We start from the raw sequence: 23,869 nt of genomic DNA, 5'->3' as shown, positions 1-23,869 counted from the left end.
CGTGCGCCGTGCTCACGTCACGGGCAGTCCCCGCGGGCCGACGCCGCGCATCGAGCCGGTGAGCTTGCGGTCGTCGCTCCACAGGATGCACCGCACCCCCCGGTCGCCCTCCTCCCACTCCCGCTGGGACGGCGGGTAGAAGATGGAACCGGCACGGTAGGGCAGCTCATCGTTGTTGGGCACGTCCGCGAAGGCGGCGATCAGCTCCATGCACCGCCTGTGGGCCTGGCCGGCGGAACCGACGAACTGCTCCCAGCTCATGTCCCGCTCGACGTAGACGCCGACGAACTCCGCGCCGTGTGGTTCGGTGCACAGCACCGGCGCCATGTAGTTGAGGCTGTCGCCGATCAGCTTCGGATCGAAGCAGCGGTGCACCAGCGGTGAGTCGCCGATCAGCGCGCCACGCAGGCTGCCGGTGCGGTTGACCGGCCGGGTGTTGTCGATGCTGTCGGTCTCGCTCAGGTCGCAGCGGAACCAGCGGGCACCGCCGTTCCAGGCGGGCGCCGACGGCAGCGAGATGTTGAGCGTCAACCGGGCGGTGTGCCAGTCGCCACCCAGCACCAGGCGGGCCCGCTGGTCGCACTCCGCCCGGGCGGTACGCAACGCCGCCGCCCCCGGCTCCGGGCGCTCGCCCACGGCGTCGGCGTCGGTGAACGTGCCGACGTGCACCGTCTCGGCGAGGTGGTTGCGGGCGCAGTCCACGGTCTCGTAGGTGCTCGCCTGCACGACCGAGGTGACCCGGGGCAGGCAGGCGTCGGTGGCCGGGACGAACATGGTCGGTGCCCGCAGTGTCTGCCAGTCGTCGGTGAGATCGCCGTCGGTTCCGCCCGGCCGCACGCAGCCGCTGAGCGCCATCGCAGCCACACTGGCCAGCGCCAGTGCCGCGAGCCACCGTCGCATCGTCCGCCCTTTCCGGGAGCTGCCGCCCGGCTGCCGGCTCCCGCGCCCACCGGCCTGCACGATACCGTCACCGTCCCCGATGGAGTGTTGCCGCGAATCGGTCGTCTGGCCAGTGGAAGCCGAGCTTCATTCCGTTTCACCGGTTCGAAGGTGGTCATTCTGCACCATTGGTCACCTCCGGGTCACGGGGTGTCCCGGTTACTGGCACGCTGCCGTGGCCGCTGGCCACGTTCGTACACTGGCCCCTGTGACCGTACCGTCGCCGATCATCGCGCCCAGCATCCTCGCCGCCGATTTCTCCCGTCTCGCCGAAGAGGTGCGTGCCGTCGAGGACACCGCGGACTGGTTGCACGTCGATGTCATGGACAACCACTTCGTGCCGAACCTGACCATCGGGCTGCCCGTGGTGCAGAGCCTGCGGGCCGCCACCAAGCTGCCCTTCGACGTACACCTGATGATCACCGACCCGCGGCGTTGGGCGCCCGGTTACGCCGACGCGGGGGCGTACAACGTCACCTTCCACGCGGAGGCCTGCGACGACCCGGTGGCCTTGGCCCGGGACCTGCGGGCGGCCGGCGCCAAGGCGGGGCTGGCGATCGACCGGGACACCCCGATCGAGCCGTACCTCGACCTGCTGCCGAGCTTCGACACGCTGCTGGTCATGACCATCAAGGCCGGGTTCGGTGGGCAGCGGTTCCTCCCGCAACTGCTGGACAAGGTCCGTGCCGCACGCCGGCACGTCGACGCCGGCCACCTGGAACTGCGCATCGAGGTCGACGGCGGGATCGCCGCCGACACCATCGAACAGGCGGCCGCGGCCGGTGCCGACGCCTTCGTGGCCGGCACTGCCGTCTACGGTGCCGACGACCCGGCCGAGGCGGTACGCCGGCTGCGCGGGCTGGCCGAGCGTGCGGCGACCCGGGCCTGACGTGGAGACCGCCGACGACCGCAAGGACGTGATCCTCGTCGTCGACGACGACGAGGACATCGCCCGCTTCGTCGAGTTCAACCTGCGTCTGCAGGGCTTCGAGGTGATCCTCGCCGCCGACGGCCAGGAGGCGCTGGAGCTGATCGAACGCCAGCGGCCCGACCTGGCCGTGGTCGACCTGATGATGCCCCGGGTGGACGGGCTGGAACTGACCCGTCGCCTGCGTGCCGACCCGATGACCGCGGCCCTGCCGGTGATCATGCTGACGGCCAAGGGGATGACCCAGGACAAGGTTCACGGGCTCAACGCCGGTGCCGACGACTACCTGGTCAAGCCCTTCGACAACGCCGAGCTGGTCGCCCGGGTCAGCTCCACGCTGCGGCGCAACAAGGAGTTCCGGGAGGTCTCCCCGCTGACCGGCCTGCCGGGCAACAGCCGGATCCGCCGGGAGATCGCCGACCGGGTTCGCGGTGGTGCCGACTACGCCGTCGGCTACATCGACATCGACCGGTTCAAGAGCGTCAACGACAGGTACGGGTTCGTCCGGGGCGACGGCTTCATCTCCGCGCTGGCCCGCAGCCTGCACCGGGCGGTGGTCGCGGTGGCCCTGCCGCCGGCCTTCCTCGGCCACGTCGGCGGTGACGACTTCGTCTTCGTCTGCACGCCCGAGCAGGTGCGGCCGCTCACCCTGCGGGTGTCGGTGGACTTCGAGAAGGCCGCGGACGCCCTCTACGATCCCACCGACCGGGAACGCGGCTACGTGGAGTTGAAGGACCGGCGCGGCAACATTCGCCGGGCGGCGCTTGTCACCCTCTCGATCGGGGTCGCGATCTCCGACACCGACAAGCGCATCACCGACCCGCTGGAGGCGATGACGGTCGCCTCCGAGATGAAGACCGTGGCCAAGAGTCAACCCGGCTCGTACGTGGCGGTCGACCGCCGTCGCGGTGTCGCCGACCCCGGTCACCGTCATGTGAAGTAGCTCGCCCGGGTGGCCCGGCGCCCCGCCGGGCGTGTAAGACTTTGCTCAGTACCCACCACGCGCTGGCGGGACTCGGTGTAATTCCGAACCGGCGGTGATCCACGGTCCGACCGTGGTAAGCCCGCGACCCGGGAGCGGTTCGTCCGCCCGGTGGACCTGGTGAGAATCCGGGGCCGACGGTTGGGGGCGGCTCGTCCGCGCCCAGACAGTCCGGATGGGAGACAGCGCGCGGGACGGAAGGGGGCCGTGTGGCTCGCCGGGTTTCGGCGTGCGCGCGTCCCGACCGGGGCGGCTGTGCCGTACCCGGACTCCGCCTGCCCGTGGCCACCCGGCCGAACTCCCTGCCCGCGCGTACGAGCGAGAGGGCAACGGCAGGCGATGGCGAGCGTCTCCGTGGACGAGGCGATGCGTCGGGCGATCGAACTCGCGGCGCGCGGGCTCGGCACCACAAGTCCCAATCCCGTCGTCGGCTGTGTGCTGCTCGACGCCGACGGCGAGGTGGTCGGCGAGGGCTTCCACGCGTACGCCGGTGGACCGCACGCCGAGATCGTCGCGCTGGCCCAGGCCGGCAAGCGGGCCAAGGGCGGCACCGCGGTGGTCACCCTGGAACCCTGCGACCACGTCGGCCGCACCAGCCCCTGTAGCACCGCGCTGGTCCAGGCAGGGGTGGCCCGGGTGGTCATCGCGGTGCCGGATCCCAACCCGGTCGCCACCGGCGGCGCGGCCACCTTGCGGTCCGCCGGCATCCGGGTCGACGTGGGGGTGCGCGAGGCCGAGGCGGAGGCCGGCAACGTGGCCTGGTTGACCGCCATGCGCCGAGGCTGGCCGTACGTGATCTGGAAGTACGCGGCGACCCTGGACGGTCGTTCCGCGGCGGCCGACGGCACCAGCATGTGGATCACGTCCGAGGCCGCCCGGATGGACGTGCACGCGCTGCGGGCCACCGTCGACGCGGTGGTCGTCGGCGTCGGCACGGTCCTCGCCGACGACCCCCGACTCACCGTGCGCAACCTGCGCGACGGCAGTCTGGCCATCCGGCAGCCGCTGCGCGTGGTGGTCGACTCGAATGGACGTACCCCTCATGACGCCCGGGTGCGCGACGGCGCCGCCCGCACCTGGGTGGCCACCGCCGATGAGGTGGGCACCGGCCCGGACGGCGGCGTGGACCTGCCGGCGCTGCTCGCCGCCCTGCACACCCGTGGGGTACGGGCGGTGCTGCTGGAGGGGGGTCCCCGGCTCGCCGGGGCGTTCCTCGCCGCCGGCCGGGTCGACCGGGTGGTCGGGTACCTCGCGCCCCGGCTGCTCGGGGCCGGGCCCGCCGCGCTTGTCGACGCGGGTGTGACCACCATCGCCGAGGCCATCGATCTGGAACTCACCGACGTTACGCAGGTCGGTCCCGACTTGCGGATCACCGCGCTGCCCCGGAAGAGGGAGGGCTAGGCATGTTCACCGGCATCGTCGAGGAACTGGGCGAGGTCGTCGGGGTGACCCCGACGGCGGAGGACTCGACCCTGGTAGCGGTCCGTGGCCCACTGGTCACCTCCGACGCACGGCACGGCGACTCGATCGCGGTCAACGGGGTCTGCCTGACCGTCGTCGACGTCGACGGCGGGGTGTTCACCGCCGACGTGATGGGCGAGACGCTGCGGCGCTCGGCGCTGGGCGCGTTGCGGGCCGGCGACCGGGTCAACCTGGAGCGCGCCGCCGCGCTGGGCAGCCGCCTCGGCGGTCACCTGGTGCAGGGGCACGTCGACGGCGTGGGCGAGGTGCTCTCCCGCGAGCCGGCGCAGCGGTGGGAGACGGTCCGGTTCCGGTTGCCCGCCGCGCTGTCCCGCTACGTGGTGGAGAAGGGGTCGATCACCGTCGACGGGGTCTCGCTGACCGTGGCCGAGGTGGGCGACGACTGGTTCGCCGTCGGCCTGATCCCCACCACCCTGACGGCGACCACCCTCGGCACCCGGTCCGTCGGTGATCCGGTCAACCTGGAGATGGACGTGCTGGCCAAGTACGTCGAGCGGCTGCTGGGCGCTCGCCCGGCCGACGTGGCGGAGGTGGCGGCATGACCTTCGCCGACATCGAGCAGGCCCTGGCCGAGATCGCCGCCGGCCGTCCGGTCGTGGTGGTCGACGACGCCGACCGGGAGAACGAGGGCGATCTGATCTTCGCGGCCGAGCTGGCCACCCCGGAGCTGCTGGCCTTCACGGTGCGGCACACGTCGGGCTTCATCTGCGTACCGCTCACCGAGAGCGAGTGCGACCGGCTCGACCTGCCGCCCATGCACCACACCAACCAGGACCGGCGGCAGACCGCTTACACGGTGACCGTCGACGCCCGGGAGGGGGTGACCACCGGCATCTCGGCGGCCGACCGGGCGCACACCATCCGGCTGCTCGCCGACCCGACCACCGGCCCGACGGACCTCGCCCGCCCGGGGCACGTGGTGCCGCTGCGGGCCCGGCCGGGTGGGGTGCTGCGACGTCCCGGGCACACCGAGGCGGCCGTGGACCTGACCCGGCTGGCCGGTCTGCGCCCGGCCGGGGTGCTGTGCGAGCTGGTCAACGACGACGGCACCATGATGCGGCTGCCGGACCTGGAGAAGTTCTGCGCCGAGCACTCGCTGACCCTGATCACCATCGCGGACCTGATCGCGTACCGGCGGCGTACCGAGAAGCAGGTCGAGCTGGTGGCCGACGCCCGGATGCCCACCGAGCACGGGGTGTTCCGGGCGCTGGGCTACCGCAGCGAGTACGACTCGGCCGAGCACGTGGCGTTGGTGATGGGCGACATCGGCGACGGCCGCGACGTGCTGGTCCGGGTGCACTCGGAGTGCCTGACCGGCGACGTCTTCTCGTCGGTGCGCTGTGACTGCGGCCCGCAGCTCAACGCCGCCCTGGACCGGGTGGCTCGCGAGGGGCGGGGCGTGGTCCTCTACGTGCGTGGCCACGAGGGGCGCGGCATCGGGCTGCTGCACAAGCTCCAGGCGTACCAGTTGCAGGACCAGGGCCGTGACACGGTGGACGCGAACCTCGACCTCGGCCTGCCGGCCGACGCGCGGGACTACGGCACCGGCGCGCAGATCCTCTACGACCTCGGGGTACGCACGATGCGGCTGCTGACGAACAACCCGGCCAAGCGGGCCGGGCTGGAGGGCTACGGCCTGACCATCACCGGCCGCGAGGGGCTGCCGGTGCGTCCGCATCCGGAGAACGTACGTTACCTGCGGACCAAGCGGGACCGGATGGGACACCTGATAGACCAGCTCGACGAGGCTGCCGAGGCGCCGCTGGGGCGTACGGTGCCCGGGACAGAGATCGGAGCGTAGGCAAGATGGCGGGTTTCGGGGAGCCGGGTTCGGCTCCGGTCGACGCGGCCGGGATGACCGTCGGTGTGGTCGCCGCGCGCTGGCACGGCGACCTGACCGACCACATGCTCGACCGGGCGGTGGCCGCCGCGCAGGCGTGTGGTGCCCGGGCGGTGGTGGCTCGGGTGGCCGGCTCGGTGGAACTGCCCGTGGTGGCCCAGGCGCTGGCGCGGCGTTGTGACGTGGTGGTCGCCCTCGGCGTGGTGGTACGCGGTGCCACCGCCCACTTCGACTACGTCTGCCGCTCGGTCACCGACGGCCTGACCCGGGTCGCCCTCGACGAGGGCAAGCCGGTCGCCCACGGCGTGCTGACAGTCGACACCATCGACCAGGCCCGCGACCGCGCCGGCCTGCCCGACTCCGCCGAGGACAAGGGCTGGACGTCGACGGTGGCGGCCCTCGACGCCGCCCTGGCCATCCGCCACGCCACCACCGCCCCCACCCACCCCGTCGGCTTCACCACCTGACCCCCCTTCGGCGATCATGAAGTTGTTGTCCCGGAGAGCGTTTGCCCGTGACAATAACTTCATGATCAACCTGGCAGGCGGCCGGCTTCGATGATGCGGGACAGGAACTGGCGGGTGCGGGGGTGGGTCGGGGCGGCTAGGACCTGTTCGGGTGGGCCGGACTCGATGACCCGGCCGGAGTCGAGGAAGCAGACCTGGTCGGCGACGTCGCGGGCGAAGGTCATCTCGTGGGTGGCCAGGACCATGGTCATCCCGTCCGCCTTGAGGTCGCGGATCATCGTCAGCACCTCGCCGACCAGCTCCGGGTCCAGCGCCGAGGTGACCTCGTCGAGCAGCAGCAGCCGCGGTGAGTTGGCCAGCGCCCGGACGATCGCGACCCGCTGCTGCTGGCCGCCGGAGAGCCGGTCCGGGTAGGCGTCGGCCTTCGCCGCCAGCCCCACCCGGTCCAGCAGGGCCCGGGCCCGGGCCTCGGCCTCGGCGCGGGAGCGCCGGTGCACCCGACGTGGGGCGAGGGTGATGTTGTCCAGCACGCTCAGGTGCGGGAAGAGGTTGTACGACTGGAAGACCAACCCGATCCGGCGGCGTACCCGGTCCGGGTCGACGCCCGGGGCGGAGATCTCCTCGCCGTCCAGCTCGATGGTGCCGTCGTGCAGCTCCTCAAGCAGGTTGACGCAGCGCAGCAGCGTCGACTTGCCGGACCCGGACGCCCCGATCAGCGCCACCACCTGATGCTCGGCGACGCTCAGGTCGAGCCCGTCGAGGACGACCTGGCCACCGAACTCCTTGCGCAGTCCCCGGCACCGCAGCACCTCCGGGGCCGGCTGCACGTTCATGGTCAACCTCCGGACTGGCGTCGGGCGGCCCGCAGCGTCACCTGGTCGGTGACCGCGATCAGCGGGATCGCGAGCAGGACGAAGAGCACCCCGGCCACGATGTACGGCGTGTAGTTGAAGGTCTGGGCGCTGGCCAGCTGCGCCGCCCGGACCGCGTCGATCGGGCCGGCCAACGAGATCAGCCCGACGTCCTTCTGCAACGCCACCACGTCGTTGAGCAGCGGTGGCGCCACCCGACGCACGGCCTGCGGCAGCACCACGTGTCGCATGGCCTGCCGGTAGCTGAGCCCCAGCGACCGGGCCGCGGCGAGCTGACTCGGATGCACCGACTCGATGCCGGCGCGGAACACCTCGGCCAGGTAGCCGGCGTAGGTGAGGATCAGCGCCAGCGCGCCCAGCACCAGCACCGACGGTGTGCCCTGCACCCGCAGCCCGGGCACGCCGAAGGCGAACAGGTAGAGCACGATGATCAGCGGCAGGCCGCGGAAGGTGTACGTGTAACCGGCCGCCAGGGCCCGGACCGGGAAGAAGACCGGCCCGCGCAGGGTCCGCAGCACCGCGATCAGCAACCCCAGCAGCAACGCCCCGATCGCGCAGCAGACCAGCAGCCGGAGGTTGAGCCAGAGGCCGGTCAGCACCCGGGGCAGCGCGTCGCGGGCGATCTGCGGGTCGAGGAACGTCTGGCGTACCCGTTCCCAGCCGGGTGCCCCGGTCACCGAGACCGCCAGCAGGGTGCCGACCGCCGCCGTGGAGGCGGCGGCGACCAGCACGCTGAACCTGGTCTGCCGACGGCGGTACGCGTCCCTCGCCCGCTGGGCGGGCGAGGGCTGGTGCAGGAGCGTGCTCACGTGAGTTCGGGCGCTCCCGCCACCTGGCCCAGCCACCGCTGCTCCAACTGCTTGAGTACGCCCTCGGAGGCGAGCTGCCCGACCGCCGCGCTGACGCAGCCGGTGAGTGGCGAGTTCTTGTCCAGCACCAGCCCGAACGCCTCCGGGCTGCCCACCTGGGGCAGCTGCCCGACGATCACCGCGTCGTCGATCTCCGCGCCGGTGATGTAGAACGCGGTGGGCAGGTCCACCACGAGGCCGTCGATCTGCCCGTTCTGCAGGGCCTTCTTGGCGTCGTCGTTGTTGTTGTAGACCCGTGGCTCGGACGTCGGCTGCACCACGTCGGTGATGGCCTGGTAGCTGGTCGTGCCGACCTGAGCGCCGAGCCGGGCCGTACGCAGGTCGGCAAGCGAGGTCCGGCCAGCGATCTTGGAGGATTCCAGCGCGATGACCGTCTGCCGCACGAGGTAGTACGGCGCGGAGAAGTCGACCGCCTGCTTGCGCTCCTCGGTGATGGAGAACTGGCTGATGTCGAAGTCGAAGGTCTTCGGCCCGGGTGCGATGGCGGTGTCGAACCGCACCCGGGTCCAGGTGACGTCGTCCCGGGCGTAGCCGAGCTGCTCGGCCACCGCGTAGGCCACGGCCGACTCGAAGCCCTCACCGTTCTCGGGCTTGTCGTCGACGAACCACGGCGGGTACGCCGGTTCGTCGGTGGCGATGGTGAGCTTGCCCGGCGTCTGGGTGGGCAGGCCGTCCTTGACGCAGGCCATCGACACGGTCGGCATGGGCGCGGGCTGGGCCTGCGGCGTGCAGGCACTGGCCGCGAGCAGGACGGCCGCCGCGGCGGCGAACGCGAGAGTACGCAGGGTGGTGACCATGGCGGACAGCGTACGACCAACATAGGCGAGGATCGAAGGGCTGTCCCACCCGTCCCGGTAGATGTGCCGATCCCGTCCACCGGTCACCACGGACCCGGTGCTCGGGTCGACCCTGGGCGACTGCGAGAATCCGTCTCCGTGAAGACGTTCGAGGAGTTGTTCGCGGAGTTGCAGGCCAAGGCCGCGGCCGGCACCCCCGGCTCGGGCACGGTCGCCGCACTGGAGAAGGGCGTGCACTTCATCGGCAAGAAGGTCGTCGAGGAGGCGGCCGAGTCGTGGATGGCCGCCGAGCACGAGGGGCCCGAGCGCACGGCCGAGGAGATCTCCCAGCTGCTCTACCAGGTCCAGGTGCTGATGCTCGCCAGCGGTCTCGACCTCAAGGACGTCTACCGACATCTGTGAGTGCCCCCACCGTCGACCCGGAACCGATCGAAGGAGCACTCCGTCATGCTGCGCGTCGCCGTACCCAACAAGGGCGCCCTGGCCGATTCGGCCGCCCAGATGCTGCGCGAGGCGGGCTACCGCCAGCGCACCGACACCAAGGACCTGGTCTGCCGCGACCAGGCCAACGACATCGAATTCTTCTACCTGCGGCCGAAGGACATCGCCACCTACGTCGGCTCCGGTGACCTGGACGTCGGCATCACCGGCCGGGACCTGCTCATCGACTCCGGCGCGCCGGCCGAGGAGGTGGTGGACCTGAACTTCGGCCGGGCCACCTTCCGGTTCGCCGCCCGCCCGGACGACGTCGACGACGTACGGGAGCTGGGCGGGCACCGGATCGCCACCGCGTACCCCGGACTGGTCGAGCGGCACCTCGCCGAGCTGGGCGTCAAGGCCGACGTCATCCGCCTCGACGGTGCGGTGGAGAACGCCATCCGGCTGGGTGTCGCCGACGTGGTCGCCGACGTGGTCGAGACCGGCGCCACGCTGCGCCAGGCCGGTCTGGTGGTCTTCGGTGAGCCCCTGCTGAAATCCTCGGCGGTGCTGGTCCGCCGCACCGGCGCGGCCCCGCACCCGCAGGCCGAGCAGCTGCTGCGCCGGCTGCACGGGGTGCTGGTGGCCCGCCGCTACGTGATGCTCGCCTACGACGTGCCGGCCGGGTTGCTGGACCGGGCCAGCTCGCTCACCCCGGGCATCGAGTCACCGACGGTCTCCCCGTTGCACCGCGAGGGTTGGGTGGCGGTGCAGGCGATGGTGCTCCGCGACGACGTGCACCGGATCATGGACGAACTCTACGAACTGGGTGCCCGCGCGATCCTGGTCACCAACATCCACGCCTGCCGGCTCTGAGGGCTGTCGGGCCGGTACGTCGCGGCTCTGTGTGGCGCTGGGTGCCCGGGTACGGCCGGATGGCAGACTGGTGGGGTGAGTGACACCGACGTGGTCCGGGTGCGACCCCGGCGAATCCGGCTGGTCTGCTGGGTGTCGGCCATCCTGCTGGTCGTGGTCTTCGCCCTGGTCGCCACCACGCTGACCGGTCCCACCGGAAATGGGTACGGCACCTTCCAGCGCGGCGACCAGCTGGCCATGATCGGGCTCGGGATCCTGTTCGCCCTGGGCACCCTGCTGTTCACCCGACCCCGGGTCGAGGCGGACGTGCGGGGGGTGCGGGTCCGCAACATCATCGGCTCGTACGAGCTGCCCTGGGAGGTCGTGCGCGGCGTCCGGTTCGACCGGGATGCCCCGTGGGCGGCGCTGGAGCTGTACGACGACGACCTGCTGCCGGTGGTCGCCCTCCAGGCCGCCGACAAGCAGCTCGCCGTCGACGGCGTGCGTGCCCTGCGCCGCCTGCACCAGGCGCACCTGACCGCCGTCGCCGAACGCGCGGCTCGCTGATCCGTCCGCCGCGGCGGCTCGACCTGTCGGTTCGGTCGCCGTTCCGCTCGTCACGCGGGCGGTACGGGGTCGCCGGTGTCGCTCGGCGGACACCGCCTCCGTCGCCTCGTCGAGCAGGTTGGCTCTTTGATCGCCTCGGCGACCGACATGCCGGTAGCCGGCCGCTGTCGAGCTGAGCGCGTCAACGGATCGCCGGAGCGGCGACCCGGGTGACGGCGTCGGCGGTTCAGCTCGACAGGGCGCGAACCGGGGCGGCGGGGCCGCCCGGTGTACGAACCTGAGCAGCGTGCGCCGCGCGGTGTGCGAGCCTGAGCAGCGTCCGCCGCGCGGTGGCGGACCGGGCTGGGCCGGTTTGAGGTCCCGGTTACCGAGGGTGTAGTGTTGTTGAGTCGACCAGCTGTCCTAGCCGTTAGGACAGCCTTGAAAGCGGAGCGCCTGCTCCCACCCGAGTCGCCGCCTGTGGCGTCCGGGTCCGGTCACCGGTTCCGGGCACGTCCCGGCGCCGGATGCGCGATCCTGTGATCGTGCCGACCGGTCGAGCAGGCCCTGGCATACGCCGGGGCCTTCTACTTTCCGGGCCGGCTCCCACCGGGAGCCGCCGGGTCGGCCACGCATGAAGATCCGACTCGAGGAGGCCCCATCAGCGTCGAACCACGCGTGAACGAGCAGATCCGGGCACGTGAGGTCCGACTGGTCGGCCCCGAGGGTGAGCAGGTGGGCATCGTCCCGCTGGAGCGCGCCCTTCAGCTGGCCGCGGACGTCGATCTGGACCTGGTCGAGGTTGCGCCGATGGCGCGCCCGCCGGTGTGCAAGCTCATGGACTTCGGCAAGTTCAAGTACGAGAGCGCACTGAAGGCGCGCGAAGCGCGGCGTAACCAGCAGCAGACCGTCATCAAGGAGATGAAGCTCCGGCCGAAGATCGATCCGCACGACTACGAGACCAAGAAGGGTCACGTGGTGCGGTTCCTCAAGGCCGGCGACAAGGTCAAGGTGACGATCATGTTCCGCGGTCGCGAGCAGAGTCGCCCGGAGCTGGGCTACCGGCTCCTGCGCCGCCTCGAGTCCGAGATCACGGAACTGGGATACGTGGAGTCCGCTCCGAAGCAGGACGGCCGAAACATGATCATGGTTCTCGCTCCGCACCGGGCCGTGAAGGCCTCCGCGGTCGCCGCCACGGCGTCCCGTGGTGGACCACGGGAGCGGACCGCGGAGGAGCCCGCCGCCGCGGCCGCCGAACCTGCGGTGACAAGTGAGAGCGCAGCAGCCGGTGAGACCGGCGCGACCGCTGACACCAGCGGTCAGTAACAGGGGAGAAGACGTTCCACATGCCGAAGATGAAGAGCCACACCGGCACGGGCAAGCGGGTCCGGGTGACCGGCAAGGGCAAGCTCATGAAGGAGCAGGCCAACAAGCGCCACCTCCTGGAGAAGAAGCCCTCCACCCGTACCCGCCGGCTGACCGGCGTGGTCGCGGTGGCCAAGGCCGACGTCAAGCGCATCAAGAAGCTGCTCGGCCGCTGACGCGCGCCACCTGAATCCAAGAAGGAGTTGAGATGGCACGCGTCAAGCGGGCTGTGAACGCCCAGAAGAAGCGCCGTACCCTGCTGGAGACCGCGAGCGGATACCGCGGTCAGCGCTCCCGGCTGTACCGCAAGGCCAAGGAGCAGGTGCTGCACTCGATGCAGTACGCCTACCGGGACCGTCGCGACCGCAAGGGCGACTTCCGGCAGCTGTGGATCCAGCGGATCAACGCGGGTGCCCGCGCCAACGGGATGACCTACAACCGGCTGATCCAGGGCCTGCGCCTGGCCGGCATCGAGGTCGACCGCAAGATCCTGGCTGACCTGGCGGTCAACGACGCCGCCGCGTTCGCGGCGATCGTCGAGCTGGCCCGGGCCGCCGTGCAGGCCGAGGGCACCGGCGGCGCGCCCGCCCAGGCCGCCTGAGTCCCACGCAGCGCACCGAGGCGTCCCCCGTCGCCGGGGGACGCCTCGCGCGTACGGCCGAGACCATGCTTTTCACACCGCGTACGCCCCGGGTGGTGGCCGCGCGCCGACTGCACCGGCGCCGCGACCGCGACGCCTCGGGTCGGTTCCTGGCCGAGGGGCCCCAGGCGGTCCGGGAGGCCCTGAGCCGACCCCGCACCGTGCTGGAGCTGTTCGGCACCCCCGCCGCCCTCGACCGGTACGCCGACCTCGCGGCGAGCGCCGCCCGCGACGACGTACCCGTCTCCGAGGTGACCGACGAGGCACTCGCCGCGCTCGCCGAGACCGTCGCCCCGCAGGGGTTGGTCGCCGTCTGCCGGCACCTCGACGTGTCCCTGGCCGTGGCGTTGTCCCGCGGCCCCCGGCTGGTGGCCGTGCTCGCCGGGATCCGGGACCCGGGCAACGCCGGCACGGTGCTGCGGACCGCCGACGCGGCCGGCGCCACCGCGGTGATCTTCGCGGGTGACGCCGTCGACCCGTACAACGGCAAGTGCGTCAGGTCGTCCGCGGGCAGCCTGTTCCACGTCGACGTAGTCCGGGAACGCGACCCGCTCGCGGCGCTCACCGCGGCGCGGGCCGCCGGGCTGACCGTGCTCGCCGCGACCGGCCACGGCGAATCCGATCTCGACGACCTGCTCGACGCCGGCCGGCTGGCCGCACCGACCGCCTGGCTGTTCGGCTCCGAGGCGCACGGTCTGCCCGTCGAACTGGCCGAGGCCGCCGACGCCCGGGTCCGGGTGCCGCTGCACGGGCGGGCCGAGAGCCTCAACCTGGCTGCGGCGGCGGCCGTCTGCCTGTACGCTTCGGCCAGAGCACAGCGCTGACCTGAGATCACGCGCACACGACGGAGGAGACGCGACCCCGATGGTGAACGCGCCACGGCGTTCGTTTAGCCAGCCCGCCGGTGTCGGCGGGCGGCGGGTCTGACCTGCTCTCCACGCGACTCCCACCGGCGGGCTGCGGCGCAGCCGCGCGTCCGTAGACTCGCCTAGCCGCCCGCGAGGGCCGGCGCCGTCGTGAGGGAGTGCCCGTACGCCATGACTTACCGCAACGATCCGTACGACCCGAAGCAGGTCGCCCTGCTCGACCCGGCCGCACTGGCCGAGGCCGTGACCGAGGCCGAGAAGGCGTTCGCCGCCGCCGGTGACCCCGACGCGCTGGCCGCGGTGCGCCCGGCGCACCTGGGCGACCGGGCCCCGGTCTCGCTGGCCCGCCGCGAGATCGGCGCGCTGCCGCCGGCCGCCAAGGCCGACGCCGGCAAGCGGGTCAACGAGGCGCGTCGCGCCATCGAGCAGGCGCACGCCGCCCGCGCCGAGGTGCTGGAGCGCGAGCAGGCCGAGCGGGTCCTGGTCGCCGAACGAGTCGACGTGACGCTGCCGTACGACCGGCACCCGCGCGGCTCCCGGCACCCGATCACGCTGCTGATGGAGCAGATCAGCGACCTGTTCATCGGGATGGGCTACGAGGTGGCCGAAGGCCCCGAGGTCGAGCTGGAGTGGACCAACTTCGACGCGCTGAACATTCCCGCCGACCACCCCGCCCGGGGGCTGATGGACACCTTCCACATCGCACCGGAGGGTTCCGGTCTGGTGCTGCGTACGCACACCTCGCCGGTGCAGGCGCGCACCATGCTGACCCGCAAACCACCGATCTACGTGGTCGTGCCCGGCCGGGTCTACCGGACCGACGAGTTGGACGCCACCCACTCGCCGGTCTTCTACCAGGTGGAGGGCTTGGTGGTGGACAGGGGCATCACGATGGCGCACCTGCGCGGCACCCTCGACCACTTCGCCCGGGCGATGTTCGGTGCGGGCGCGAAGACCCGGTTCCGGCCGCACTACTTCCCGTTCACCGAGCCGTCGGCCGAGTTCGACGTGTGGTTCCCGGAGCACCGTAAGGGCCCGCAGTGGGTCGAGTGGGGTGGCTGCGGCATGGTCAACCCGCGGGTGCTGCGGGCGTGCGGTATCGACCCGGAGGTCTACTCCGGCTTCGCCTTCGGCATGGGCATCGACCGCACCGTGATGTTCCGGCACGGGGTGGGCGACATGCGGGACCTGGTCGAGGGCGACGTCCGGTTCACCCGGGCGTTCGGTCACGGGGCTTAGTGCGGGCGCGAGTTACGGAGACGGTGGTTACACATCATGCGAGTTTCTCTGAGTTGGCTGCGGGAGTACGTCGACGTACCCGAACTGCCCGCTGACGAGTTGGAGCGGGCCCTGGTCGACCTCGGCATCGAGGTCGAGTCCATCGTGGACCTGTCCGGCACGGTCACCGGGCAACTGGTGGTCGGCGAGGTCCTGGAGATCGAGGAGCTGACCGGCTTCAAGAAGCCGATCCGGTTCTGCCGGGTGAACGTGGGCGCCGCCAACGGCACCGGCGAGCCGCAGGAGATCGTCTGCGGTGCCCGCAACTTCGCCCCGGGCGACCGGGTCGTGGTGATCCTGCCCGGCGGGGTGCTGCCGGGTGGCTTCGCCATCGGTGCCCGCCGCACGTACGGGCGCAACTCCAACGGGATGATCTGCTCGGCTCGGGAGCTGGGCCTGGGCGACGATCACTCCGGCATCCTGGTGTTGCCCGAGCACGTGGTGGCCGAGCCCGGCGACGACGCGCGTCCGGTGGTCGGCCTCAACGACGTCATCGTCGAGGTGGAGATCACCCCGGACCGGGGCTACCAGATGTCCCTACGCGGGCTCGCCCGCGAGCTGGCGCACGCCCTCGGCCTGGACTACTCCGACCGGGGCCGGATGCCCGCGACGCCCGGTACACCCGAGCCGGCGTACCCGGTCGAGGTGCGTGACCCGGTCGGCTGCGACCGGTTCGCGGCCCGGATGGTGCGCGGCGTCGACCCGGCGGCGCAGACCCCGGAGTGGATGCGGCAGCGACTCACGGTCGCCGGCATCCGCAGCATTTCGCTGCCGGTGGACATCACCAACTACGTGATGCTCGAACTCGGCCAGCCGATGCACGCCTTCGACGCCGACCGGATCGCCGGCCCGCTGGTGGTGCGCCGGGCGGTACCGGGGGAGAAACTGACCACGCTCGACGGGGTGACTCGCGCGCTCGCCCCCGAGGACATGGTCATCTGCGACGCCGGGCTGCCGAACCCGGTCGCCGCCGAGGGCGACGGCACGCCGATCTCGCTCGCCGCCGTGATGGGCGGCGAGACCAGCGAGGTGTTGCCGGGCACGGTCAACGTGCTCTTCGAGGCCGCACACTGGGACCCGGCGATGGTGGGCCGCACCGCGCGCCGGCACAAGCTGTTCAGCGAGGCGGCGAAGCGCTGGGAGCGCGGGGTCGATCCGGCGCTGCCGCTTGTCGCCCTGGACCGGGCGGTCGGGCTGCTCACCTCGTACGCGGGCGGCACCGCCGGCGATCAGGTGCTGGACATCAACCACGTCCGGCCGCGTACCCCGGTCACCCTGCCGGCCGACCTGCCCGGCCGGCGGGTCGGGGTGGACTACCCGCCGGCCCGGGTGGTCGCCCTGCTGGAGCAGGTCGGCTGCACCGTGGCGCGCGGCACCGACCGGCTGGCCGAGGACCCGGGCGAGGTGGCGGTGGCCGCCGGTGGCGGCGAGACGCTCAGCGTCACCCCGCCCACCTGGCGGCCCGACCTGACCGACCCGGCAGATCTGGTCGAGGAGGTGGTCCGCCTCGACGGGTACGACAAGGTGCCGTCGGTGCTGCCGACCGCGCCACCCGGCCGGGGCCTGACCTGGCAGCAGCGCCGCCACCGGGCGGTGTCCCGTTCGCTTGCCGAGCGCGGCTACGTCGAGGTCCTCGCGCACCCGTTCGTCGCCACCGAGCTGGCCGACCAGCTCGGCCTGCCCGCCGACGACCCGCGCCGCCGGGCGGTGCGGCTGGCCAACCCGCTGTCGGAGGAGGAGCCGCTGCTGCGCACCACGCTGCTCGGCCCGCTGCTCGGCATCGTCCGGCGCAACCTCGGCCGGGGCCTGCGGGACCTGTCCCTCTACGAGATCGGCACGGTCTTCCACCCCCGGCCGGACGCCGGCAGCCCGCCGGAGATGGGCGTCGACCGCCGTCCCACCGACGCCGAGTTCGCCGCCGCCGACGCGGTAGTTCCGCACCAGCCCCGGCACGTCGCCGTCGTGCTCACCGGCGATGTCGAGCCGGCCGGCTGGTGGGGCAGCGGGCGGGCGGCCGGCTGGGCGGACGCCGTGGAGGCGGGCCGCGCGGTGCTCGCCGCCGCCGGGGTACCCGACCGGCAGGTCGAGGTGCGGTCGGCCGAGTACGCACCCTGGCACCCGGGCCGCTGCGCGGAGCTGCTGGTCGACGGGACGGTGATCGGTCACGCCGGTGAGCTGCACCCGCAGGTGGTGGCGACGCTGGAACTGCCGAGGCGGACCTGCGCCATGGAACTGGACCTGGACGCCCTGCCGGTGGCCCCGCCGGTCGGCGCGCCGACGGTGTCGACGTTCCCGCCGGCCCTGATCGACGTGGCGCTGGTGGTGGCCGACCCGGTGCCGGCGGCGCAGGTGCGTCAGGCGCTCGTCGAGGGTGCCGGCGAGTTGCTGGAGTCGGTCAGCCTGTTCGACGTGTACGCCTCGGAGCAACTCGGCGCCGGCCGCAAGTCGCTCGCCTACAAGTTGACCTTCCGGGCGCCGGACCGGACGTTGACGGTCGAGGAGGCGGTGGCCGCCCGCGACGCCGCCGTCGCCCGGGCCACCGAACGCTGCGGAGCCACCCTGCGCGGCGCGTGACCGCAAGGAAGGACCCCTTCTCGACGCGCCGCCCGCCAGCGGGTAGAGAAGGGGTCACTTCCGGGGTTCCCCGCGCGGCCGACGAGGGCAGACTGTAGAACGACCCCCGATCGGGTGCTTTATTACCATGCGGCTCTCTGTATGAACTTGCAGTTCGAGGTGCACTCCTGTTAATCTTCGCCGCATATTCATGCGGAGGTGGGTATGGGGATTCGGGCCGCGGTCGCGGGAGCGAGTGGATACGCCGGTGGTGAACTGCTCCGCCTGCTCGCCGGGCACCCCGAGTTCGACCTGGTCGCCGCGACGGCGCACAGCCAGGCCGGGCAACCGCTCGACGCCGTCCATCCGCAGCTGACCGGGCTGGAGATGACCCTCGGCGCGACCACGGCGGAGGTGTTGGCCGAGGCCGACCTGGTCTTCCTCGCCCTGCCGCACGGCGAGTCCGCCGCCCTGGCGGCGCGGCTGCCAGCCGGGGTCCGGATCGTCGATCTCGGCGCCGACCACCGGCTCGTGGACGCCGACGCCTGGGCCCGCTACTACGGCGGCCCGCACGCGGGTGCGTGGACCTACGGCCTGCCCGAGCTGCCCGGCCAGCGGGCCCGGATCGCCGCCGCCGACCGGGTGGCCAACACCGGTTGCTACGCGGCGACGATCACCCTGGCGCTGGCCCCGCTGATCGCCGCCGGCGCCGCCAGACCCGACGACGTGGTGGTCGTCGCCGCGTCCGGCACCTCGGGCGCGGGCCGAGCCGCCAAGGCGCACCTGCTGGCCAGCGAGGTGATGGGCGACCTGTCGCCCTACAAGGTGGGCGCGCACCAGCACGTACCGGAGATCAAGCAGGCCACCGGGGCGACCGGGCTGTCGTTCACGCCGGTGCTGGCGCCCATGCCGCGCGGCATCCTGGCCACGGTCACCGCGCTGCCGGCCGGCGAGACCGACCCCCGCGAGGTGCTGGCCCAGGCGTACGCGGACGCACCGTTCGTGCATCTGCTGCCCGAGGGGCGGTGGCCGCACACCGCCGCCACGGTGGGCGGCAACTCCTGCCACCTGCAGGCCGCCGTCGACGTCGACTCCGGCCGGCTGATCGTGGTCGCCGCGCTGGACAACCTCGGCAAGGGGGCCGCGGGCCAGGCGGTGCAGAACGCCAACCTGATGTTCGGTCTGCCCGAAACCACGGGCCTGTCCGTGTGGGGGACCGCGCCATGACCGTGACCACTCCCGAGGGATTCCGGGCGGCCGGGGTCGCCGCCGGCCTCAAGACCGGCGGCGCACCGGACGTGGCGCTGGTGGTCAACGACGGCCCCGACGCCGCCGTCGCCGGTGTCTTCACCGCCAACCGGATAAAGGCCGCGCCGGTGCTCTGGTCCCAGCAGGTCGTCCGGGGCGGCACCGTGCGGGCGGTGGTGCTCAACTCCGGTGGTGCGAACGCCTGCACCGGGCCGGCCGGCTTCCAGGACACCCATGCCACCGCCGAGCACACCGCCGCCGCGTTGACCTCGGCCAACGCGTACCAGATCGGTGCCGGTGAGGTGGCGGTCTGCTCCACCGGCCTGATCGGCGAGCGGTTGCCGATGCCCGCCCTGCTCTCCGGGGTGGACGCTGCGGCGAGCGGGCTGACCCGGGAGGGCGGGCCGGCCGCCGCCGAGGCGATCATGACGACGGACACCCGGCCGAAGACCACAGTCGTCGCCGGCGACGGCTGGACCGTCGGCGGCATGGCCAAGGGCGCCGGCATGCTGGCCCCGGCCATGGCCACCATGCTCTGCGTCCTCACCACCGACGCGGTGGCCGGGCCGGAGGCGCTCGACGCCGCGTTGCGGGCGGCCACCCGGGTCACCTTCGACCGGGTCGACTCCGACGGCTGCATGTCGACGAACGACACGGTGCTGCTGCTGGCCAGCGGTGCCTCGGGTGTCGCGCCGAGCGAGGCGGAGCTGGCCTCGGCGGTCACCGCCGCCTGCCACGACCTGGCCCGGCAACTGATCGCCGACGCCGAGGGCGCCACCAAGGAGATCGCCATCGAGGTGGTCGGCGCCGCCGACGAGGACGACGCGGTCGAGGTGGGTCGGGCGGTGGCCCGCAACAACCTGGTCAAGACCGCGCTGTTCGGCAACGACCCGAACTGGGGTCGGATCCTCGCCGCCGTCGGCACCACCGCCGCCGCCTTCGAGCCGGACGCCGTCGACGTGGCGGTCAACGGCATCTGGGTCTGTCGGGCCGGCGCGGCCGCCGAGGACCGCTCGAAGGTCGATCTCTCCGGCCGGGAGGTCACCATCCGGATCGACCTGCATGCCGGTGCGGCTGAGGCGACGGTGTGGACCAACGACCTGTCGCACGCCTACGTGCACGAGAACTCGGCCTACTCGACATGAGCGCGAGGAATGCAGCGCAGCGGAGTCCCGCAGTCGCGAACGGAAGGTTGGCCCGGTGAGCGCGAGGAATGCAGCGCAGCGGAGTCCCGCAGTCGCGAACGGAAGGTTGGCCCGGTGAACCTGACCTCCGATCTGGCCCTTGCCCAGGCCAAGGCGGCCACGCTGATCGAGGCGCTGCCCTGGCTGGCCCGCCTGTCCGGCGCCACGGTCGTGATCAAGTACGGCGGCAGCGCCATGGTCGACCCGGAGCTGCGGCGGGCCTTCGCCGCCGACATGGTGTTCCTGCGTTACGTCGGCCTCAAGCCGGTGGTGGTGCACGGCGGCGGACCGCAGATCTCGGCCATGCTCGGCCGGCTGGGCATCGCCAGCGAGTTCCGAGGCGGCCTGCGGGTGACCACCCCGGAGGCGATGGACGTGGTCCGGATGGTGCTGGTCGGCCAGGTGGGCCGCGAACTGGTCGGGTTGATCAACGCGCACGGTCCGTTCGCGGTCGGTCTCTCCGGCGAGGATGCCGGGCTGTTCACGGCGGTGCGGCGGTCCGCGTACGTCGACGGGCAGCCGGTCGACGTCGGTCAGGTCGGCGACGTCGAGTCGGTGGACGTCTCGGCGGTGGACGACCTGATCGCGGCCGGCCGGATCCCGGTGATCTCCACGGTGGCGCCGGACGCGGACGGGGTGTTGCACAATCTGAACGCCGACACCGCCGCCGCCGCGCTGGCGGTCGCCCTGCGGGCGCGCAAGCTGGTCGTGCTCACCGACGTGCCCGGCCTGTACGCCGACTGGCCGGACACGTCCAGCCTGCTCAGTGAGATCAACACCGACGAGTTGGCGAAGCTGCTGCCGTCGCTGGAGTCGGGCATGGTGCCGAAGATGGAGGCGTGCCTGCGGGCCGTCAACGGAGGAGTGCCGGCCGCACACGTCGTTGACGGTCGGGTCGCCCACTCCACCCTGCTGGAAGTGTTCACCCCGGAAGGCTTCGGAACGATGGTGATTCCCTCATGAGTGCCCTGGTCAGCCGGTGGCGGCAGGCGATGATGGACAACTACGGCACGCCGCCGCTGGCGCTGGTGTCGGGCTCCGGCGCCGTCGTGGTGGACGAGGCCGGCCGGGAGTACGTCGACCTGCTCGGCGGCATCGCCGTCAACTCCCTCGGGCACGCCCATCCGGCGGTGGTGGCGGCCGTGTCGAAGCAGGTCGCCACGCTCGGCCACGTCTCCAACCTGTACGTCTGCGAACCGCCGGTGGCGCTCGCCGAACTGCTGCTGGCACTCGCCGGCCGGCCGGGTCGGGTGTTCTTCGCCAACTCCGGAGCCGAGGCCAACGAGGCGGCGTTCAAGCTCTCCCGGTGCACCGGCCGCACCGAGGTGGTGGCCACCGTCGGCGGCTTCCACGGCCGCACCATGGGCGCCCTCGCGCTGACCGGCCAACCGGGCAAGGCCGACCCGTTCCGGCCGCTGCCGGGCGAGGTCACCCATGTCCCGTACGGTGATGTGGCCGCCCTGGCCGCGGCGGTGACCGACGCCACGGCCATGGTGATTCTGGAGCCGATCCAGGGCGAGAACGGGGTGGTCGTCCCGCCCGCCGGCTACCTCGCCGCGGCCCGCCGGATCACTTCCCGGCACGGTGCCCTGCTGGTGCTCGACGAGGTGCAGACGGGTGTCGGCCGGACCGGGCACTGGTTCGCCCATCAGGCCGACGGCGTCGAACCGGATGTGGTGACCCTGGCCAAGGGGCTCGGTGGCGGGTTGCCCATCGGCGCGACGCTCGCCTTCGGCCCGGCCGCCGACCTGCTCGGCCCCGGTTCGCACGGCAGCACCTTCGGCGGCAACCCGGTCAGTTGTGCCGCCGCGCTGGCCGTCATCTCCACGATCGCCAGTGAGGGGTTGCTCGACCATGTCAAGCGGCTCGGTGAGCGGCTGCGTCGGGGGATCGAGTTGCTCGGTCATCCGCTGGTGGCCGGCGTACGCGGTGCGGGCCTGCTGCTCGGCGTCACCCTGACCGCACCGGTGTCCGCTGCCCTCGCCGGGGCGCTGCGCGAGGCCGGCTTCCTGGTCAATCCGATCCAGCCGGACGTGATCCGGCTGGCCCCGCCGTTGATCCTCACCGCCGCGCAGGCCGACGCCTTCCTGGCGGCGCTGCCGGCCGCCCTGGCCGCGTCCACGAGTGCCCCGGATCGGGTTGCCCAGGTCGCGCCGTCCCATGGCGCGATCCCGACCGCCCCCGTCGAGGGGAGTGCTCGTACCAGAGTCTCGACCGACCCGCTGACGCCGAGGGAGGCTTCCGCGTGACCCGGCATTTTCTGCGTGACGACGACCTGTCACCGGCCGAGCAGTCCACGGTCCTCGACCTGGCCGGCCGGATGAAGACCGACCGGTTCGCGTTCACCCCGCTGGCCGGGCCGCGCTCGGTGGCGGTGCTGTTCGACAAGCAGAGTCTGCGTACCCGGATCTCCTTCGACGCCGGCATCGCCGAACTGGGCGGCCACCCGCTGGTGGTGGACACCCAGGTCACCCACTTCGGCCGGGGTGAGGCGCTCGGCGACGCCGGCCGCGTGCTGTCCCGCTACGTGGCCGCGATCGTGCTGCGTACCCATGGCGACGACCGGATCGCGGAGGTGGCGGCCGGAGCCACCGTGCCGGTGGTCAACGCGCTGACCGACGGGTTCCACCCGTGCCAGCTGCTCGCCGACCTGCTCACCATCCGCGAATGGTGCGGCGGCACCGTGGGGCGGACGCTCGCCTACGTCGGGGATGCGGCGAACAACATGTCCCACTCGTACCTGCTGGCCGGCGCGACCGCCGGGATGCACGTGCGGGTCGCCGGCCCGGCCGGTTTCCACCCGCACCCGGATGTGCTGGCCCGGGCCGAGGCGATCGCCGCCGGCACCGGCGGCTCGGTCCGGGTGCTCACCGACCCGGTCGCCGCCGTCCGCGACGCCGACGTGGTGGCCACCGACACCTGGACCTCGATGGGGCAGGAGGCTGACGGCTTGGACCGCAGCACCCCGTTCCTGGCGTACCAGGTCAACAAGGCACTGCTCGGGCACGCCGCGCCGGAGGCGATCGTGCTGCACTGCCTGCCGGCGCATCGCGGCGAGGAGATCACCGACGAGGTGCTCGACGGTCCGCGCAGTGCCGTCTTCGACCAGGCGGAGAACCGGTTGCACGCCCAGAAGGCCCTACTGACGTTCCTCCTCCACGGGGAACCGACATGACCGCACCGCTGACCCGGGGCGCCCGGCATGCCCGCATCGTCGAGCTGATCCGCGACCGGGCGGTCCGCTCGCAGACCGAGCTGGCCGAGTTGCTCGGCGCGGAGGGCATCCAGGTCACCCAGGCCACCCTCTCGCGGGATCTCAAGGAACTCGGTGCGGTCACCGCGCGGGGCGGCGACGGCCGCGCCGTCTACGTGATTCCCGAGGACGGCCACCGCCCGCTGCGCGACGCCGAGGCGGCACCGGCCCGCCTGGTGCGGCTGCTGCGTGAGCTGCTCAACGAGGTCGACTCCAGCGGCAACATCGCGGTGCTGCGTACCCCGCCGGGGGCCGCACACTACCTGGCCAGCGCGTTGGATCGGGCGGGCCTGTCGGAGGTCGTCGGCACCATCGCCGGCGACGACACCATTTTCGTCGTGGCGCGCGCCGCCGACGGTGGCGCCGCGCTCGGCGAACGGCTCGCCGGCTGGGCCCGCCGGGACGACAGTGTCGAAGGGAGTACGCCATGACCGAGGTTGTGCCGGACGCGGGTGCCCGGTTGGGGGACGGCTGATCGTGGGGACCAC

The 23,869-nt window shown here is 72.3% G+C and carries 25 protein-coding genes; 21 read left to right on the top strand and 4 right to left on the bottom strand.

Annotated features, from left to right (window positions below):
• Nucleotides 1–12: 12 nt before the first annotated feature.
• The gene (locus KBX00_RS22110) at nucleotides 13–900 is read right to left on the bottom strand and encodes a septum formation family protein (protein WP_210829923.1); all 888 of its coding nucleotides are present in this window, start codon (nucleotides 898–900) and stop codon (nucleotides 13–15) included.
• A gap of 247 nt (nucleotides 901–1,147) precedes the next feature.
• On the opposite strand from KBX00_RS22110, the gene rpe reads away from it, so the two are divergent.
• The 6 genes from rpe (at nucleotide 1,148) to ribH (ending at nucleotide 6,638) form a co-directional block, all read left to right on the top strand.
• Nucleotides 1,148–1,828: a ribulose-phosphate 3-epimerase gene (gene rpe, locus KBX00_RS22105; protein ID WP_210829921.1), complete on the top strand. Its 681-nt coding sequence runs from the start codon at nucleotides 1,148–1,150 to the stop codon at nucleotides 1,826–1,828.
• Nucleotides 1,809–2,810: a response regulator gene (locus tag KBX00_RS22100; protein ID WP_307869043.1), complete on the top strand. Its 1,002-nt coding sequence runs from the start codon at nucleotides 1,809–1,811 to the stop codon at nucleotides 2,808–2,810. Before rpe ends, KBX00_RS22100 begins: the two co-directional genes overlap by 20 nt.
• A gap of 378 nt (nucleotides 2,811–3,188) precedes the next feature.
• Nucleotides 3,189–4,250 (top strand): bifunctional diaminohydroxyphosphoribosylaminopyrimidine deaminase/5-amino-6-(5-phosphoribosylamino)uracil reductase RibD, encoded by a 1,062-nt coding sequence (ribD, locus tag KBX00_RS22095; protein ID WP_210829917.1) that lies wholly within the window; start codon nucleotides 3,189–3,191, stop codon nucleotides 4,248–4,250.
• A gap of 2 nt (nucleotides 4,251–4,252) precedes the next feature.
• Nucleotides 4,253–4,873, top strand: a complete 621-nt coding sequence (locus KBX00_RS22090; RefSeq protein WP_210829916.1) for a riboflavin synthase — start codon at nucleotides 4,253–4,255, stop codon at nucleotides 4,871–4,873.
• Nucleotides 4,870–6,132 (top strand): bifunctional 3,4-dihydroxy-2-butanone-4-phosphate synthase/GTP cyclohydrolase II, encoded by a 1,263-nt coding sequence (locus tag KBX00_RS22085; protein WP_210829914.1) that lies wholly within the window; start codon nucleotides 4,870–4,872, stop codon nucleotides 6,130–6,132. The genes KBX00_RS22090 and KBX00_RS22085 overlap by 4 nt, the downstream gene beginning before the upstream one ends.
• A gap of 5 nt (nucleotides 6,133–6,137) precedes the next feature.
• Nucleotides 6,138–6,638, top strand: a complete 501-nt coding sequence (ribH, locus tag KBX00_RS22080; protein WP_210829912.1) for a 6,7-dimethyl-8-ribityllumazine synthase — start codon at nucleotides 6,138–6,140, stop codon at nucleotides 6,636–6,638.
• A gap of 65 nt (nucleotides 6,639–6,703) precedes the next feature.
• On the opposite strand, the gene KBX00_RS22075 is transcribed toward ribH, so the two are convergent.
• The 3 genes from KBX00_RS22075 to KBX00_RS22065 are packed head-to-tail and all read right to left on the bottom strand — an operon-like array spanning nucleotide 6,704 to nucleotide 9,176.
• Nucleotides 6,704–7,471: an amino acid ABC transporter ATP-binding protein gene (locus tag KBX00_RS22075; protein WP_301548384.1), complete on the bottom strand. Its 768-nt coding sequence runs from the start codon at nucleotides 7,469–7,471 to the stop codon at nucleotides 6,704–6,706.
• Nucleotides 7,472–7,473: 2 nt separating this feature from the next.
• Nucleotides 7,474–8,319, bottom strand: a complete 846-nt coding sequence (locus KBX00_RS22070; RefSeq protein WP_210829910.1) for an amino acid ABC transporter permease — start codon at nucleotides 8,317–8,319, stop codon at nucleotides 7,474–7,476.
• Nucleotides 8,316–9,176 carry an ABC transporter substrate-binding protein gene (locus tag KBX00_RS22065; RefSeq protein WP_210829908.1) on the bottom strand — a complete coding sequence of 287 codons (861 nt, stop codon included), beginning with the start codon at nucleotides 9,174–9,176 and terminating at the stop codon, nucleotides 8,316–8,318. The genes KBX00_RS22070 and KBX00_RS22065 overlap by 4 nt, the downstream gene beginning before the upstream one ends.
• Nucleotides 9,177–9,296: 120 nt before the next feature.
• Between KBX00_RS22065 and KBX00_RS22060 the strand changes: the two genes are divergently transcribed.
• The 15 genes from KBX00_RS22060 to KBX00_RS21990 all read left to right on the top strand — a co-directional run bounded on the left by KBX00_RS22060 (nucleotide 9,297) and on the right by KBX00_RS21990 (nucleotide 23,812).
• Complete coding sequence (locus tag KBX00_RS22060) at nucleotides 9,297–9,578, top strand: phosphoribosyl-ATP diphosphatase (protein ID WP_166457935.1); 282 nt, start codon at nucleotides 9,297–9,299, stop codon at nucleotides 9,576–9,578.
• 45 nt (nucleotides 9,579–9,623) lie between these two features.
• A complete protein-coding gene (gene hisG / locus KBX00_RS22055) occupies nucleotides 9,624–10,469 on the top strand; it encodes an ATP phosphoribosyltransferase (RefSeq protein WP_210829906.1) in 846 nt (281 codons plus the stop codon).
• Nucleotides 10,470–10,544: 75 nt separating this feature from the next.
• Complete coding sequence (locus KBX00_RS22050; RefSeq protein ID WP_210829904.1) at nucleotides 10,545–11,015, top strand: PH domain-containing protein; 471 nt, start codon at nucleotides 10,545–10,547, stop codon at nucleotides 11,013–11,015.
• A gap of 657 nt (nucleotides 11,016–11,672) precedes the next feature.
• Nucleotides 11,673–12,320, top strand: coding sequence for a translation initiation factor IF-3 (gene infC / locus KBX00_RS22045; RefSeq protein WP_210829902.1), 648 nt, complete (start codon nucleotides 11,673–11,675; stop codon nucleotides 12,318–12,320).
• Between the two features lie 20 nt (nucleotides 12,321–12,340).
• A complete protein-coding gene (rpmI, locus tag KBX00_RS22040) occupies nucleotides 12,341–12,535 on the top strand; it encodes a 50S ribosomal protein L35 (RefSeq protein ID WP_210829900.1) in 195 nt (64 codons plus the stop codon).
• Nucleotides 12,536–12,567: 32 nt separating this feature from the next.
• Nucleotides 12,568–12,960, top strand: coding sequence for a 50S ribosomal protein L20 (gene rplT / locus KBX00_RS22035; protein WP_093404272.1), 393 nt, complete (start codon nucleotides 12,568–12,570; stop codon nucleotides 12,958–12,960).
• 65 nt (nucleotides 12,961–13,025) lie between these two features.
• The gene (locus KBX00_RS22030; RefSeq protein ID WP_210829898.1) at nucleotides 13,026–13,823 is read left to right on the top strand and encodes an RNA methyltransferase; all 798 of its coding nucleotides are present in this window, start codon (nucleotides 13,026–13,028) and stop codon (nucleotides 13,821–13,823) included.
• A 213-nt stretch (nucleotides 13,824–14,036) separates the two neighbouring features.
• On the top strand, nucleotides 14,037–15,104 hold the full coding sequence (pheS, locus tag KBX00_RS22025; protein WP_210829896.1) for a phenylalanine--tRNA ligase subunit alpha: 1,068 nt from the start codon (nucleotides 14,037–14,039) through the stop codon (nucleotides 15,102–15,104).
• A 36-nt stretch (nucleotides 15,105–15,140) separates the two neighbouring features.
• Nucleotides 15,141–17,717: a phenylalanine--tRNA ligase subunit beta gene (gene pheT / locus KBX00_RS22020; protein WP_210829894.1), complete on the top strand. Its 2,577-nt coding sequence runs from the start codon at nucleotides 15,141–15,143 to the stop codon at nucleotides 17,715–17,717.
• Between the two features lie 204 nt (nucleotides 17,718–17,921).
• Nucleotides 17,922–18,923: an N-acetyl-gamma-glutamyl-phosphate reductase gene (gene argC, locus KBX00_RS22015; protein WP_210829892.1), complete on the top strand. Its 1,002-nt coding sequence runs from the start codon at nucleotides 17,922–17,924 to the stop codon at nucleotides 18,921–18,923.
• Nucleotides 18,920–20,089: a bifunctional glutamate N-acetyltransferase/amino-acid acetyltransferase ArgJ gene (gene argJ, locus KBX00_RS22010; RefSeq protein WP_210829890.1), complete on the top strand. Its 1,170-nt coding sequence runs from the start codon at nucleotides 18,920–18,922 to the stop codon at nucleotides 20,087–20,089. The genes argC and argJ overlap by 4 nt, the downstream gene beginning before the upstream one ends.
• A gap of 114 nt (nucleotides 20,090–20,203) precedes the next feature.
• A complete protein-coding gene (argB, locus tag KBX00_RS22005) occupies nucleotides 20,204–21,091 on the top strand; it encodes an acetylglutamate kinase (RefSeq protein WP_210829888.1) in 888 nt (295 codons plus the stop codon).
• Nucleotides 21,088–22,377: an acetylornithine transaminase gene (locus tag KBX00_RS22000; RefSeq protein WP_301548383.1), complete on the top strand. Its 1,290-nt coding sequence runs from the start codon at nucleotides 21,088–21,090 to the stop codon at nucleotides 22,375–22,377. The genes argB and KBX00_RS22000 overlap by 4 nt, the downstream gene beginning before the upstream one ends.
• On the top strand, nucleotides 22,374–23,303 hold the full coding sequence (gene argF, locus KBX00_RS21995; RefSeq protein WP_210829886.1) for an ornithine carbamoyltransferase: 930 nt from the start codon (nucleotides 22,374–22,376) through the stop codon (nucleotides 23,301–23,303). The genes KBX00_RS22000 and argF overlap by 4 nt, the downstream gene beginning before the upstream one ends.
• Entirely contained in the window at nucleotides 23,300–23,812 is a 513-nt protein-coding gene (locus tag KBX00_RS21990) for an arginine repressor (protein WP_210829884.1), read from the top strand. The genes argF and KBX00_RS21990 overlap by 4 nt, the downstream gene beginning before the upstream one ends.
• The last annotated feature ends 57 nt before the right edge of the window (nucleotides 23,813–23,869 follow it).

This window comes from Micromonospora sp. C95 (genome assembly GCF_018070465.1).
Lineage (GTDB): Bacteria > Actinomycetota > Actinomycetes > Mycobacteriales > Micromonosporaceae > Micromonospora.
This window is presented reverse-complemented; position numbering and strand designations above follow the sequence as displayed.